At 55.0% G+C, this 14,471-nt stretch carries 14 protein-coding genes and 1 pseudogene; 3 read left to right on the plus strand and 12 right to left on the minus strand.

What is annotated here, in order from left to right:
• The 10 genes from hypD to hybO form a co-directional block, all read right to left on the minus strand.
• The coding region (gene hypD / locus ACLQ7H_RS28195; RefSeq protein ID WP_411755525.1) for a hydrogenase formation protein HypD at nucleotides 1–487 on the minus strand (487 nt) is incomplete at its 3' end.
• Nucleotides 474–749 (minus strand): hydrogenase maturation factor HybG, encoded by a 276-nt coding sequence (gene hybG, locus ACLQ7H_RS28200; RefSeq protein WP_411755526.1) that lies wholly within the window; start codon nucleotides 747–749, stop codon nucleotides 474–476. The genes hybG and hypD, both read right to left, overlap by 14 nt.
• A complete protein-coding gene (gene hypB, locus ACLQ7H_RS28205) occupies nucleotides 749–1,708 on the minus strand; it encodes a hydrogenase nickel incorporation protein HypB (protein ID WP_411755527.1) in 960 nt (319 codons plus the stop codon). The genes hybG and hypB overlap by 1 nt, the downstream gene beginning before the upstream one ends.
• Nucleotides 1,709–1,727: 19 nt before the next feature.
• A complete protein-coding gene (gene hypA, locus ACLQ7H_RS28210) occupies nucleotides 1,728–2,069 on the minus strand; it encodes a hydrogenase maturation nickel metallochaperone HypA (protein WP_411755528.1) in 342 nt (113 codons plus the stop codon).
• Complete coding sequence (gene hybE, locus ACLQ7H_RS28215; RefSeq protein ID WP_411755529.1) at nucleotides 2,070–2,555, minus strand: hydrogenase-2 assembly chaperone; 486 nt, start codon at nucleotides 2,553–2,555, stop codon at nucleotides 2,070–2,072.
• Complete coding sequence (locus ACLQ7H_RS28220) at nucleotides 2,539–3,039, minus strand: HyaD/HybD family hydrogenase maturation endopeptidase (RefSeq protein WP_411755530.1); 501 nt, start codon at nucleotides 3,037–3,039, stop codon at nucleotides 2,539–2,541. The genes hybE and ACLQ7H_RS28220 overlap by 17 nt, the downstream gene beginning before the upstream one ends.
• Complete coding sequence (hybC, locus tag ACLQ7H_RS28225) at nucleotides 3,039–4,733, minus strand: hydrogenase 2 large subunit (protein WP_411755531.1); 1,695 nt, start codon at nucleotides 4,731–4,733, stop codon at nucleotides 3,039–3,041. The genes ACLQ7H_RS28220 and hybC overlap by 1 nt, the downstream gene beginning before the upstream one ends.
• Complete coding sequence (hybB, locus tag ACLQ7H_RS28230; protein ID WP_411755532.1) at nucleotides 4,711–5,910, minus strand: Ni/Fe-hydrogenase cytochrome b subunit; 1,200 nt, start codon at nucleotides 5,908–5,910, stop codon at nucleotides 4,711–4,713. Before hybB ends, hybC begins: the two co-directional genes overlap by 23 nt.
• A complete protein-coding gene (hybA, locus tag ACLQ7H_RS28235; protein WP_411755533.1) occupies nucleotides 5,897–6,907 on the minus strand; it encodes a hydrogenase 2 operon protein HybA in 1,011 nt (336 codons plus the stop codon). The genes hybB and hybA overlap by 14 nt, the downstream gene beginning before the upstream one ends.
• A 3-nt stretch (nucleotides 6,908–6,910) precedes the next feature.
• Nucleotides 6,911–8,044 (minus strand): hydrogenase 2 small subunit, encoded by a 1,134-nt coding sequence (gene hybO / locus ACLQ7H_RS28240; protein WP_411755534.1) that lies wholly within the window; start codon nucleotides 8,042–8,044, stop codon nucleotides 6,911–6,913.
• Between the two features lie 1,044 nt (nucleotides 8,045–9,088).
• Between hybO and ynfF the strand changes: the two genes are divergently transcribed.
• Nucleotides 9,089–11,524, plus strand: coding sequence for a selenate/tellurate reductase subunit YnfF (gene ynfF / locus ACLQ7H_RS28245; protein WP_411755535.1), 2,436 nt, complete (start codon nucleotides 9,089–9,091; stop codon nucleotides 11,522–11,524).
• Nucleotides 11,525–11,867: 343 nt separating this feature from the next.
• Here ynfF and ACLQ7H_RS28250 read toward each other — a convergent pair.
• Nucleotides 11,868–12,173, minus strand: a pseudogene (locus ACLQ7H_RS28250) (alginate lyase family protein); the annotation flags it as partial.
• 566 nt (nucleotides 12,174–12,739) lie between these two features.
• Nucleotides 12,740–13,165: a hypothetical protein gene (locus ACLQ7H_RS28255; RefSeq protein ID WP_411755536.1), complete on the minus strand. Its 426-nt coding sequence runs from the start codon at nucleotides 13,163–13,165 to the stop codon at nucleotides 12,740–12,742.
• Nucleotides 13,166–13,714: 549 nt separating this feature from the next.
• On the opposite strand from ACLQ7H_RS28255, the gene yahO reads away from it, so the two are divergent.
• Together yahO and ACLQ7H_RS28265 are read left to right on the plus strand one after the other, a co-directional pair.
• Nucleotides 13,715–13,984 carry a DUF1471 family periplasmic protein YahO gene (gene yahO / locus ACLQ7H_RS28260; RefSeq protein ID WP_411755537.1) on the plus strand — a complete coding sequence of 90 codons (270 nt, stop codon included), beginning with the start codon at nucleotides 13,715–13,717 and terminating at the stop codon, nucleotides 13,982–13,984.
• A gap of 360 nt (nucleotides 13,985–14,344) precedes the next feature.
• A partial coding sequence (locus ACLQ7H_RS28265; protein WP_411755538.1) for a hypothetical protein occupies nucleotides 14,345–14,471 on the plus strand: 127 nt, incomplete at its 3' end.

Consider the following 14,471-nt stretch of genomic DNA (forward strand, 5'->3'; position numbering starts at 1 on the left):
GGCGAGCCTGTTGCAGCGTCAAGGCGCTGGCGGGCATGGTGGTTTCAAAACCCAGACCGAAGAACACCACTTCTCGCTGCGGGTTATCGGCAGCCAGTTGCAGGGCATCCAGCGGCGAATACACCACCCGGACATCCGCGCCACGACGGCGGGCATCCAGCAACGAGCCATTGCGCCCAGGCACGCGCATCGCATCCCCATAGGTGCAGAAAATTACCTCCGGGTGTGCCGCAATCTCCAGGCAGCTATCAATGCGCCCCATCGGCAACACGCAAACCGGGCAACCGGGGCCGTGGACAAATTCCAGGCTGTCCGGCAGCAGTTGGTCAAGACCAAACTTGAAAATCGCGTGGGTGTGGCCACCGCAGACCTCCATCACCTGTAGCGGCAAGCGCTGCGACTGGGGAATGGCTAACATCAGCGTTTCGATGCGCCGTAACAGCGTCTGGCACAGCGCCGGATCGCGGAATTCATCAACGTAGCGCATCGGCATCCTCGTCATCCCTTGCCAGCCCGACGGCGCGCATATGCTGCAATGCTGCCAGCGTTTCCAGCGCTTCCTGTTCATCGAGCAGGCTCATGGCAAAGCCGACGTGCACCAGCACCCACTGGCCGATCAGTTCCTGCGGTGAACCTTCACAGACCAGCGCAATATTGATCCTGACCGCCACGCCACACACGTCGGCCCAGGCCAGTTGGTGGATATCCTCCCCCACTGCGGTCACCTTACCGGGTACACCGAGGCACATTATTGTTCCCCCAGCCAGTTCAGCCAGAGATCCATCCCCTCGCCGCTGGTGGCTGACAGTGCGATCACCTCGATTGACGGGTTAACCTGGCGGGCAAAGGCGATGCAGTTTTCCACCGAGAAGTTCACGTAGGGCAGCAGATCGATCTTGTTGATGATCATTAGCGTGGCGGCGGCAAACATATGGGGGTATTTCAGCGGCTTGTCTTCCCCTTCCGTCACCGACAGCACCGCGACCTTATGCCGTTCGCCCAGATCGAAGCTCGCCGGGCAAACCAGGTTGCCGACATTCTCGATAAACAGCAGGCTGTGATCCTGCAAATCCAGGCGGTGTGCCGCATCGTGTACCATTTGCGCGTCCAGATGGCAGCCTTTACCGGTATTAACCTGAATGGCCGGTACGCCGGTGGCGCGAATACGCTCGGCATCGTTACTGGTTTGCTGATCGCCCTCAATCACTGCGCAGGGCAATTTGCCCGCCAATCGTTGCAGCGTGGCCGTCAGCAAAGTGGTTTTGCCCGAGCCGGGGCTGGAGACCAGATTCAGCACCAGAATATGCTGCGCGGAAAAGTGTTCGCGGTTGTGGGCCGCCAGATGGTTGTTCTTGCTCAGCACGTCTTGTTCAATCTGCACCAGACGGCGCTGCCCGATACCCGGTGCATGGCTCCCCGCCTCGCCGTGCCCATAGTGCAGGTCTTGCGAATGCGCTTGCACCTCTGGCGTAAAACGTTCCGCCGTAGCGACTCCCGCGTAATGATGATGCACATCGCCTTGATGGTAATAGTGATGATGGTGATGGATCACCACGCCTGCCGGTGCCTGATGTCCGCCGTGGTGGTGGTCGGGATGATGTTGGTGGGGAGCATCATGATGGTCGTGATGATGGTGGTCGTCGTGGTGATGATGTTCATCACCCTCGATAGTTTTTTCGCCACTGGCGCAACCGCAAGTCGTACACATCGTTATTCACTCCTCAAAATTATTCCACTTCCAACTGCTTTAACCGCAGGCTGTCGCCACTCTCGACCCGCAGTTGGTGGCCGCCGCACCGTGGGCAACCTTCATCATGTTTTTCAATTATCACGCTCATGCTGCAACTCCAGCACCAGGCGCGGGCCGGTTGGTAGTCCAGCAACAGCTGGCACCCCTCTGCCAGCGTATTACGGGATGCCGAGGAGAAGCTGAAACGCAGCGCGTGCTCTTCGATACAAGAGAGCGCCCCGATCTCCAGCCACACCGCCGTCACCCGTTTGGCACCGTGCTGTCGAGCCTGCTGTTCAATCAATTCCATCGTGCTCAGGCACAGGCTGATTTCATGCATCTACGCCGTTCTCTGTGGTAAACGAAACAGCGCCCTGCGCCCCGGATTACTGGGGATGTTGCCATCCGCCACCGGTAGCGAAAGCGCCATTCGCGCACTCTGTTGTGCCAATGCCAGCGCCTGCTCGGCCCCCAGATGGCGATCCAACGGAGACATCAGTGAACAGGCCAGGTATTGCCCGCAGCCCGCAATCTCACCGACGATAAACCGTACGCTGCCGCAAGGCAGGTTCAACGCTAACTTGTCCCCTATCGCATAAGGTTGCCAAACCTGCTCAGGGCCGGGTAACACCAGCAGGCTGAGCATCCACGGCGTGAGGATGGTGCCGACCCACTGCTGTTCAAACAGCTGAAAGCCACAGGCACGCACCGGGATTTGCGGTTGGAAAAACGGCAAATCCTGCATCTCACCGTCGGCGATCGCCTGAAAGGCGGTTTCCAGCAACACGCTGGGGTTGAGCTGAAAACCGTTAGTCACAGTCTGCATTAGCCACCTCTTTTGGCTCCGCCACCACACCGCTCTCTTGCAGCGCCAGCAACACCTGGGCCAACGCTGGCTCAATCGCCTGGCTGACCACCGTGCTCAGGCCAATTCCGGGTTCCAGCGACTCTGGCACCACGCCCACCAGGGTGAGCCGCCGGGGAAACTCATCCGTCAGCCGCAGCGCCATCAGCACATCGGAAAGCCCCAGTTGATGGGGCGAAACCTTACGGGTAAACAGCGCCGGGATCTCTTCGTCATACAGCACGGCGACGCTGCCCGGTGCAGCACCGGTCAACACCGCGTCCGCCACAATCAGATGATCGCGATCGGCCATCATTTCCATCAGTTCCATCCCTGAGGTGCCACCGTCCAGCACCTCGACATGGGGCGGTAAGCGATAGCGCTGCTCAAGGGCTTCAACGATGCGCACGCCCACCGCCTCATCGCCCAATAACAGATTACCTATGCCTAATACCAAAATTCGCATTACAGCACCTTGACCCTGGTCACTTCATTGCCAGTGGTGTCGACAATATGCACCGCACAGGACATGCACGGGTCGAACGAGTGGATAGTTCGCACCACCTCTAGCGGTTTGCTCGGATCGGCCACCGGCGTGCCAACCAGTGAACGCTCGTAAGGACCGGGCTCATCGTTAAAGTTGCGTGGCCCGGCGTTCCAGGTTGATGGCACCACCGCCTGATAGTTGGCGATTTTGCCGTCCTTGATCACCACCCAGTGCGACAACGCGCCGCGCGGGGCTTCGATAAAGCCCACGCCCCGGATCTCACCGGTCAACGGAATATTCGGTGGGATAAAGGTTTCATGATCTCCGCTGCCAATATTGCTCACCAACGCCTGCCACTGCTGGCCCAAGGTTTCATGCAGCACACAGGCATGCACCGTACGCCCGACAATACGGCCCAGGGTCGACGGCAGTTGATCGGCAGTCAGCGCTTTGCCGGTCAGGGCCTGGTAGTTGCTGTTAACCTTGGCAAAATATTTCTGGGTGGGTGGATGCTCGGCTTGCAAGGTGCACATCAGCCAGGCCAACGGCCCCATCTCTACCGCTTTGCCGTAGAAGGTTGGCGCTTTTACCCAGGAGTATTTGCCATCTTCCTGCCAGCCGGTGTATTTAGGCCGCGTCAGTCCTTCCCAAGGTGCCAGCGGTTCATCGTCCTGATACCAGGCGTGTTTACCGCTCTCCTGAATGCCCTTGATCAGATACTCATCGCGCTGGTTGGCGATCGGACGGAACTTGCCGTTCTCCAGATAACCCCCAGGCATCAGGAACTGGTCGCCTTTACGATCGATCGGCAGCTCCGGCACGCAGAGATAGCAGTCCGAGCCTTTGCCGATGGTTAGCCACTCAGGGTAATGCGCCGCAATCACCGCGCTGTCCACCAGATAAACCTGCTCGATAAAGTCGCCCAGGCGATCGATAAAGGTTTTCAGGTACATCAGGCGTTCAAGGTTCAACACGCTAGGCGCATCGAGGTTGATTGGGTTAGCCACCCCGCCTACCGCCAGGTTCTGGATATGCGGCGTTTTACCGCCCAGTATCGCCACCACACGGTTGGCATCACGCTGACATTCCAGCGCCTGCAGATAGTGGGCAACGGCGATCAGGTTAATCTCCGGCGGTAACGCCATTGCCGGGTGCCCCCAGTAGCCGTTGGCGAAGATGCCCAGTTGGCCGCTGGCGACCAGATCTTTAATCTTCTGCTGCACCCGGGTGAACTCGGCAGCGCTGTTCAACGGCCAGCTAGACAGACCACTGAGCAAATCGGCAGCCTTCTGCGGATCGGCCTTCAGCGCGGAGGTGACGTCCACCCAGTCCAGCGCCGAGAGCTGGTAGAAATGCACGATATGGTCGTGAATGCTGTGGGCGGCGGCAATGATATTGCGGATGTACTGGGCATTGACCGGTATCTCCATCCCCAGCGCATTTTCTACCGTACGCACGGAGGCCAACGCGTGAATGGTGGTACACACGCCGCAGATCCGCTGGACAATCATCCACGCATCACGCGGATCGTTACCTTGCAGGATCTCTTCCATTCCGCGCCACATGGTGCCGGAGGACCAGGCTTTAACCACCTTGCCGTCTTCGATTTCACAGTCGATGCGCAGGTGGCCCTCAATACGGGTGACGGGATCAATGGTGATGCGTTGGCTCATGCTCTACCTCTAACTGGTTGTTTTCATTCTTGTGTTGATGCGCAGGCAGCACCGGTAACAACCGGATCAACAGGATGTACGCACAAACTTCAATTGCCACAAAGCCGATGGAGATCAGCAGTTCGCTGGCCGTCGGGAAATAGTGGTAGCCATTGCCTGGGTCGTAGGCCAGCAACGCGTAATTCAGCCGCCAGAACGACGCCCCGCAGACCATGCTTAGCGCGCCGAGAAACAGCAGGCGTGAGTTGCGGCGGTTGCGCTTCCAGCGGAACATCAGCAGCGGCACCAACATCAACAGCGTTTCCACCCAGAACGAGATGGCAAAGCGATCGAGATGCCACAGATAGTCCGTTTTGCCGCGCCAGATCAGTTCCCCAAAGCGCAGCACAATAAACAGCAGTAAGAACCCATCGATGATGTAGGTCATGCGGGCAAACAGTGGCGTTTCCTCTGGCCCTTTCCCCCGCAGCCCGGCCTGCACCAGCGAGCCTTCAAAAATCACTATCGAGAAGCCCAGAATGCCCGCCGTTAACAGGGAGAACAGCGGCAGCATTTCGTAGCTTTGCCACAGCGGGTGGATTTTGATCCCCGCCGCAATCATCAGCGACCCCATGGAAGACTGGTGCATGGTTGGCAGCAATGCGCCCAGGGCAATCACCAGGAACATCACCTTGTTGAGCCGTTTCAGCGACACCTTCCAGCCCAGTTTTTCCAGCAACGCCGGGGCAAACTCCAGCGCCACGATGCCAACGTAGATCGTCATACAAACTGCGGTTTCAAACAGCACCGACGAGGTGTTGAAGTGGCCAGGAATATAGAAGTATGGCAGATTCCAGTAACGACCCACGTCGATGGTGATCGACAGACCGCCCAGCGAATAGCCGAACAGGCTGGCTAACAGCGCGGGCCGTACCAGCGGGTGATATTCACCCCGGTTGAACACATACACCGCCCAGGCCAACGCCCAGCCGCCGCAGGCTAAACCAGTGCCTACCAGCAGATCGAACGCGATCCAGATCCCCCAGGGATAGCCACCGTTCAGATCGGAAACATCGCCCAACCCCAATACCAGACGTTTGAGGATCAACAACAGGCACAGCACCACAAAGGGTGCCAGCAGCATCACCGGCCAACTCACCAGCCGCCCGCCGAGTGGCTGCGTTTTATGCGTCGTCATGTTTATCTTCCTTCTTGTCCTGACGCTCGTTACGCTGGTTGCGCTGCACCAGGAAGGTGATCCCGGCCAGAGCGGCAAACGGCAACACCATGCCTTTATACAGCGTGTGCTGGATATGCTCGGAACGCGCACCGGTTGACAACTCCTCCAGCGCTGGCAAGCCGAGATTTTCGAAAGGCACACCGGTCAGCACCAGCACCTGCGTTCCGCCGCCCTCATGCTCGCCATACAGGTGCGGTTGGTAATGCGGCACCAGATGTTCGTAATGGTCGTTCCCTTGCAGCGTTTGGCGCGGATAACGGTAGTTCTCACCGGGCTTAGTGGCCAGACGCTGCTTGGCTTCGGCCATTAGCTGCTCGCGGGTGCCAAAGATCACCGCCCCGGTTGGGCAGACTTCGACACAGCCTGGCAGCCCGCCCTGATCCAGCCGGGCAACGCCTTTCTGGTTACAGAGTTCGCATTTGTGGATCTTGCCAAACGGGTTGTCGTAGTCGTATTTCGGCACGTTGAACGGGCAGCCCACCATGCAGTAGCGGCAGCCGGTACAGACATCGGGGTTGTAATGCACGATGCCGGTTTTGGCATCTTTGTGCAGCGCCTGAACCGGGCAGACGGATACGCAGTTGGGATCGACACAGTGCATGCACTGCTGTTTGATATAGGCGTAGCCGTTTTCCACCTGGTCTTTGTGCTTGCCATTTCCGCTGGTCCACACCTGAATAATGTTGTTGGTGTAGGGGCTAAGCTTGTCATTGTTTGACCAGGTCGCTTCGGTACCCGCATAGGCATAGGTTTCGCCATGCGGCTCATCGGTATGGTTGATTCGCTGGCATTGGCTGACGCAGGCCTGGCAACCCACGCACAAGGTCGAGTCATACAGCATGCCCAGCGAGTTGGGGATGGGCGGCTTGTTCTCCGGCCCGGCTTGCGCCGCAGGAGCAACCCCTGCCAACATCGCACCACCGCAGGTCAGTTTTAGAAAGTTACGTCGATTCACGGCTTACTCCTTGCTTGGCGGCTGCTCGTCGTCTTTACGCTGCGTTTTCTGCTGCCGCCCCAGCTCTTTCACTGCCATCAGGCTGACCCCGGCAACCAGGCCGACCACACCGCCAAGCAATCCCATCGCAGTTGGGCTGACATGCCCACCTTCTACGCTGCCCACCTCGGGTTTAGCGTTGCGCGGGGTAGGATTTTCGACGCTGGCTAACTGGGCGATCCCTTTGGTAAAGCCGATGCCCTCCTCGTTGCAGCCGTAGCAGGGGTGACCGATCCCAACCGGCCAGATCCCACCGCCCACGTCGCAGAACTCCAGCGTTGAGCAGTTGCCATAAGTTTCCGGCCCTTTGCAGCCAAGGTGATACAGGCACCAGCCCTGCCGATGGCCATCATCGCCAAACTGTTTGGCAAAACGCCCGGCATCAAAATGCGGGCGGCGCTCGCAGTTTTCATGGATCAGGCGGGCATAGGCGAACTCGGGGCGATTTTTCGCATCCAGCGCCGGTGGCCGTTGGTAGGTGATGATATGGGCCACCGTGGCCAGGAAGTTGTGTGGGTTAGGTGGGCAGCCAGGGATGTTGATCACGGTTTTGCCGGGTAAAATTTCTTGCAGGCTGACCGCGCCGGTAGGATTGGTACCACTGGCCGCGACGCCGCCCCAGGCAGCACAGGAGCCGATGGCGATGATTGCAGCGGCGTGCTCTGCCGCATTACGGATATGCTCAACGATCGGCTGGCCGGCCACCATGCAGTAGACGCCGCCATCCTTCATCGGAATGGAGCCGTCGACCACCAGCACGTATTTCCCTTTGTATTGCTCAATCGCACGGTGCTTGTTTTCTTCCGCCTGTTCACCGAACGCAGCAGAGAGGACTTCGTGGTATTCCATGGAAACCACGTCAAGCAACAGGTTCTCGATGGTTGGGTGAGTGGCCCGTAACAAGGACTCCGTACAGCCGGTACATTCCTGAGCCCCGATCCAGATGACCGGTGGCCGCTGTGGCGAACCTACCGAGTGGGCTATTTCGGCGGCGGCTTTGGTGCTGAGCCCCATGGTGGCGGCGAGTGCCGCACATAACTTCATAAAATCGCGGCGATTCACGCCATCGCGGAAAAATGTTTGATTTTCCCTTATCATTATTATCTATCCCCTGTTGGTGACCGACATGCAAGCCCGAAAACACGGTGTGCGGGTGGTTAATATATTGTTATTTTCAGGCTACCCTGAGTTGATCTTTATCAACCTTTGCTGAGGTAACGGTTAATATTTGCGTAACATGAGAAAAATCGCTTCAGCAAAAAATATTTTTCTTGCATATTTTTCTGACTAGATTTATTCGCGCACGTATTTAAATAACAATAAATCTCATTATCTTTTAAATAAAAATCCTAACCCCGTTAAATAAGCCACCAGCCAAACAACAAGAATAATAATGTATTCTCCTGCATAGTTTTGTAACAATTAATATCCCCCCCTGCTTCAGCATAAGCTTTACGACACAATCAAGCGTGATGAGTATAGGAAAGGCCGGGGCAGGAAAACACGTAATATGCCGTTTTAGTTTGTAATTTTATTGCAGAGTCATCAGCAGGGCCGTGCTTGGTAATGGTGTTGCAGGAGGTCGATCTTTTACCGGGTTTCTCCTACCACTGTGACGGCTGGCGGGGTGCAATACCTCGGGGATTAACCAATGCATGACTTTGCTAATCCCTCTGACACGCGCGTGATGGGGGCTTATGTTGCACGAGGCCATAATAATATTGTATCGACGCTGGCTTTATCTCACCAACATCCCTTAATCCTGCCAACCAAATAGGCTATAGATTGAGACACTAACCTCAACACAACGCTTGCCGCTGTGAAAAAAAAGCAACCAGCCCGCTTTATTCGCTTACGAAAAGCTAAAACTTGACCTCAAGCAAACTTCATCTGCCCCGCACACGAGTATACTTATTAAGAGGTACTCTAATTATCAGACTGAGAGATGAATTTGCATGGCTAAGATTACCAATGCAAATTCATTAATGCAGACTGCTTTATTCGCTACAGGTTAGCACTTTTAATATATCACACCACGGTTGCCTGGCTTAAAACGTCTTGCCAAGAGACATCATGGGTTAATAGCAAACTAGACATCAGGCGTTATCGGCACCGAAATAGGCCAGCACAGGGAGCACTATCATGAATGATAACCACAACCCGGACCTGCTTCATCACCCACTCAGCCGTCGCAAGCTAATCAAAACCGGCTCGGCTACCGGCTGTTTACTGGCCGCTACCTCAGGGCTGGTGTTGCCCTTCCGTAAAACCGCCGCCGAGCCGTTGCCAAATACCCAGCCGCCGGAAGACAAGGTGGTCTGGAGTTCTTGCACCGTAAACTGCGGTAGCCGCTGTGCGCTGCGTCTGCACGTGCGGGATGACGAAGTGTACTGGGTGGAAACCGACAACACCGGCAGCGATCACTATGGCAACCACCAGCTACGGGCCTGCCTGCGCGGGCGCTCAATCCGCCGCCGCATGAACCACCCAGACCGCCTGAAGTACCCGATGAAACGCGTCGGCAAACGCGGCGAAGGCAAATTCAAACGCATCAGTTGGGAAGAAGCGCTGGATACCATCAGCGGCCAGTTGAAACACACCCTGGCGCAATACGGTAATGAAGCGGTGCACGTGCTGTACGGTACCGGGGTCGACGGCGGCAATATCACCAACTCCAACGTGCCTTATCGCCTGATGAACTCCTGCGGCGGCTTCCTCAGCCGCTATGGCAGCTACAGCACCGCGCAGATCACCGCCGCCATGCCCTATCTGTACGGCGCACAGCAGGGCAACAGCCCGGACGATATCGCCAACAGCAAGCTGGTGGTGCTATTTGGCAATAATCCGGCGGAAACCCGCATGAGCGGTGGCAGCGTGACCTACTATCTGGAGCAAGCCAGAGCAATCTCTAACGCCAAGATGATTGTCATCGATCCACGCTATACCGATACCGCGGGTGGCCGTGAAGATCAATGGGTGCCGATCCGCCCAGGCACCGATGCGGCGTTGGTTGCAGGCATCGCCCACGTGTTGATCAGCGAAAACCTGGTGGACCAACCGTTCCTGGATAAATACTGCGTGGGCTATGATGAAACCACCCTGCCCAGCAGCGCACCAAAAAATGGCCATTACAAAGCCTATATCCTCGGCCAGGGTGATGATGGCATCGCCAAAACGCCAGCATGGGCGGCGCGCATCACTGGGATACCGGCCAGCACCATTATCCAACTGGCCCGCGAAATCGGGACGGCCAAACCGGCCTATATCTGCCAAGGCTGGGGGCCACAGCGTCACGCCAACGGCGAACAAACCGCCAGGGCCATTGCCATGTTACCGATCCTGACCGGTAACGTCGGCATCAACGGTGGTAACACCGGCTGCCGCGAAGGTAGCTTCGATCTGGGCGTGGAATGGTTCGACATGCTGACCAACCCGGTGCAGACCAAGATATCGGTGTTTACCTGGACCGACGCCATCATGCGCGGCCCGGAAATGACCGCCAAGCGTGACGGCATCCGTGGCAAAGACAAGCTGGACGTGCCGATCAAGTTTATCTGGTGCTACGCCAGTAATACGTTGATCAACCAGCATGGCGATATCAGCCGCACCCACCAGATCCTGCAAGATGACACCAAGTGTGAAATGATCGTCGGCATCGAGCACTTTATGACCTCGTCGGCCAAATACTGCGACATTCTGCTGCCCGACCTGATGCCTACCGAGCAAGAAGACCTGATCTCTCATGAGTCCGCGGGCAATATGGGCTATGTGATCCTGGGCCAGCCCGCCACCACGCGCAAGTTTGAACGCCGCCCGATTTACGAGATCCTTTCCGAGGTCGCCAAGCGGGTTGGGCCACAGGCTGAAGCAACCTTCACCGAGGGACGCAACCAGCAGCAGTGGATCGAATACCTGTGTGAGAAAACCCGCGAACGCAACCCGGAAATGCCAAGCTATCAAGAGATGAAAAGCGCCGGCATTTATAAGCGCAAATGCCCGGAAGAGCACGTGGTGGCCTTCAAGGAGTTCAGAGAGGATCCGCAGGCCAACCCGCTGAAAACGCCATCGGGTAAGATTGAAATTTATTCCGAACGGCTGGCGGAGATCGCTGCCACTTGGGAGTTGGCGCCAGAAGATGTGATCCATCCATTACCGGTCTATGCCGCCGGGTTCGAAGGTTGGGAAGATCCGCTGAGCAGCCAATATCCGCTGCAACTGTTTGGTTACCACTACAAGGCCAGGACCCACTCCAGCTACGGTAATATCGACGTGTTGCAGCAGGCTTGCCCGCAGGAGGTGTGGATCAACACGCTGGATGCGCAGGCGCGCGGTATCAAGAACGGCGATCGGGTGAAGGTCTTTAATGGCCGGGGCGAAACGCAGATCCAGGCGAAGGTTACCCCGCGAATCATGCCTGGCGTCACCGCGATGGGCCAAGGTGCATGGCTGGCGGCGGATATGTTTGGCGATAAGGTCGATCATGGCGGCAGCGTGAATATTCTGACCCACCATCGTCCTTCCCCGCTGGCCAAGGGCAACCCGCAACACACCAATCTGGTGCAGATTGTGAAGCTGTAGGTGGGTTTGGGGCTGGTTGCAGAAGCCTGTTCGGCCTTGTGATGGCCCCTCACCCTAACCCTCTCCCAAAAGGAGAGGGGACCGCTCGAGCTTGTTGATTGCTCTGCGTAATACCTTACCTGTCTTGTTCTCCCTACATTCCGAAGCAGCACGACAGACCGGGAACATCATGAACACTGTTCGGGGACATGGTAGACACTTACAACATAGGTATGAGTTCTTCTTAAGTGGAACTGCTTATTTCCGAAGCAGCACGGGCCAAACACGCACTCCGGACAGCTCCCTCTCCCTGTGGGAGAGGGTTGGGGTGAGGGGAAACAGCGACTCCCGACTTAAAAATCGGCTAACAGCACCACCTCAGCCGTTCGCATAAACCGAGCGTTTCTTCCGGGAGATTCTCCAGCACCGCTTTATAACGTGGAGCATCCTGCGGGTAACCACGGATCGATTGTAGCAACAGCCGCAGCGCATTATCCCAGACAATCCCCTGCAAATCGCTATACGGCCAACGTTCGGGATCGGCATAGCGGTTCAGCAACAGATGGGCTTCCAGGTTAAATAATGAATAGTGGAACGGCACCGGCCGCTCCAGTTCCATGGTCTGCTTGCCATCTTGGTCAATCTGCGCCGCCATCAACCCCATGCGGAGTTTATTGGCGTAGGGGCTTTTGACGATCGACAGCCAATAACCGATATGCATGTCAGCCAGGATAACGGTGGTCTGCGTATTCAACTGCGGCACGGAGAATTAATGCTGACGGTGGAGGTGAATGACGGGAGCGACTCACTACCGCACTGGCATACTACGCAAGGTGCGGTATGACTGCGATTTAACCATCAAAACCACGGCAAGATTGGCCCCAAACTGATTAACCGTTATGGGGCCAATATTTTTTCTTGCTTAGGCTGGCTATCATTTTTCTTTCGACATTCTGGCCACTATCTTACACACCGCGTTGTAAACCAGATCGACCAAACGGTAGCAACCTAACGGTATGACGAATAAAAGGATTGTCTTAGTAAGCCATGAAGGAAGTTCGATAACAGAAACAGCTAAAATGCCAACGCAATAAAACAGAGGGTTAATAATGAAAAATATCAGAACAAAAATCCATATGCTATATAAAAAAGTTGATTTAATCATCATTGTATAACCCTCTGTTTAGGTGATGCGATAGGTAACATGCTGGTATTAGTTTTTAGCCATGAATCACATTACCTGCTACAGCTGTTACCTGAATTCCCACCACAATTGCTATTGCTACCCGTTCCACCACCACCACCGTTTCCCGTGTTGACGCAACCATTCATCCCGCCTAAAGCACCGAGAGCAGCTCCTGCGGCAGCGCCCCCAAGGCCACCTCGTGCACCACCAAGCCCCCCCGCGAAAGCGCCAGAGGCAAGACTACCGACACAATTGGCATCCATACCGGGTGATGAATTACCTACAAAGCCATTGGCCTGCCCGCCATAGTTAGTGGACGCACCTCTTCCCTTGTTGTTATTACGGCCTCCGTTATCCGTCCGATCACCACCATTATTACCGCGACCGCCAGAAATTTGGTCAAGCATAGAATTATCAATATCTCTCATGAACAGCTCCTTTGTTAAATAATATAAAACAACCTCGTTCGAAATCATTATTAACTCAGCGCAATTTAACATGCAACACATTATTTATTAGCGAATCAAGTAACCCGTATCAATATAAAATGATTTATCCGCAACACATCCTGTTGATTTACTTGGATTTCAGGTTTAATGCTCAATTTTGAAGAGAGCATTCTAATTTTAAAAAAAATTAAAACCAACAGAGGGCATTATGTAGACTTCTTATTTGTTCATTTAAATTTAAATAATAATAATATTTTCGGCAACAGGTTTGTCTTCGCCGACAGTGGTTCTGCGCACTCCACAACCCTGCCGCCAACCGAGTTGGAGGTTGTCCGCTGCAGAGACTTATCATGACGAGTTTAACCTCCCCCTCACGTGGTACTCACGTCAAGCCCGATTTGGAACCCTCTTCATTTATTCGTCTATACTTGGTGTCAGGGACTTTACATTTGAAGCCTTTCACTTGAAAAGTACCTATTGCTGTTGCTCTAGCCTGATCATAACCACTGTTAATCCCTCGCATTAATGCGGTTTTATTTGAAATCATGCACTCAACTAGCCACAAGGAAACAAGCAATGAAGAAACTGATACTGGCACTTTTCGCAAGCACACTCGCCTTCAGTTCAGTCGCCGCAGAATTGATGGCAAAAGTAGATTTCGAAAAGGTAAAAGATCAATATGTTAACGTCGGTAGTATCTCCACCTCTGGCGAAACCTCTCAATCTGATGCAAAAGAGGAGCTTGCCAAAAAAGCGGATGAAAAAGGTGGGGATATCTATGTGTTGACCTCGGCTAACACGGATAACAAAGTTCATGGCACGGCGGAAGTCTACAAGAAAAAGTAGCCCTGTCATTGAGTTAGCTTAGCCATCCCGCAACGAAAATTGCCCTGACCTCCGCAAGGGCAATTTTTTTGCACTCAATCTGGTGCCCCCCCTCTTAGAGAGAAGCCCGGTTTCGGTCTAGCGAGTATCAACCTGATAATCTTATCGTTATCAATATGATAAATTATCGTTGCACATCGTCTATGCTATGCCTACATCGGTGTGTCCTCCCCCCTCTTTGACCACAAAAAATTATCACGCCGCCGCCATAAACCAGATTCAACTCACAAAACCCACATCCGTCTGATTAATCGACTCATTATGGCCTGCAAGTTGCTGCTGTTAGCTATCGCGACTTTATCTCTCACCAAGGAGACCAAGATGCCTGTAGGAGCGTCGCTTGAACGCGTCGATGCGCAAGCCAAAGTCACCGGCCGGGCGCGTTATACCGACGATATGACCATGCCCGGTATGCGTCATGCCAAATATGTCCGTAGCCCGATTGCCC

The organism is Serratia sp. (in: enterobacteria) (genome assembly GCF_046715635.1).
In the GTDB taxonomy this organism is placed as follows: Bacteria; Pseudomonadota; Gammaproteobacteria; order Enterobacterales; family Enterobacteriaceae; genus Chania.

What these genes read in the sequence shown, in the direction of transcription:
- hybG (WP_411755526.1), bottom strand. Translation starts at nt 749, where the DNA reads ATGTGCCTCGGTGTACCCGGTAAGGTGACCGCAGTGGGGGAGGATATC.
- hypB (WP_411755527.1), bottom strand. Translation starts at nt 1,708, where the DNA reads ATGTGTACGACTTGCGGTTGCGCCAGTGGCGAAAAAACTATCGAGGGT.
- hypA (WP_411755528.1), bottom strand. Translation starts at nt 2,069, where the DNA reads ATGCATGAAATCAGCCTGTGCCTGAGCACGATGGAATTGATTGAACAG.
- hybE (WP_411755529.1), bottom strand. Translation starts at nt 2,555, where the DNA reads ATGCAGACTGTGACTAACGGTTTTCAGCTCAACCCCAGCGTGTTGCTG.
- ACLQ7H_RS28220 (WP_411755530.1), bottom strand. Translation starts at nt 3,039, where the DNA reads ATGCGAATTTTGGTATTAGGCATAGGTAATCTGTTATTGGGCGATGAG.
- hybC (WP_411755531.1), bottom strand. Translation starts at nt 4,733, where the DNA reads ATGAGCCAACGCATCACCATTGATCCCGTCACCCGTATTGAGGGCCAC.
- hybB (WP_411755532.1), bottom strand. Translation starts at nt 5,910, where the DNA reads ATGACGACGCATAAAACGCAGCCACTCGGCGGGCGGCTGGTGAGTTGG.
- hybO (WP_411755534.1), bottom strand. Translation starts at nt 8,044, where the DNA reads ATGATAAGGGAAAATCAAACATTTTTCCGCGATGGCGTGAATCGCCGC.
- ynfF (WP_411755535.1), top strand. Translation starts at nt 9,089, where the DNA reads ATGAATGATAACCACAACCCGGACCTGCTTCATCACCCACTCAGCCGT.
- ACLQ7H_RS28255 (WP_411755536.1), bottom strand. Translation starts at nt 13,165, where the DNA reads ATGATTTCGAACGAGGTTGTTTTATATTATTTAACAAAGGAGCTGTTC.
- yahO (WP_411755537.1), top strand. Translation starts at nt 13,715, where the DNA reads ATGAAGAAACTGATACTGGCACTTTTCGCAAGCACACTCGCCTTCAGT.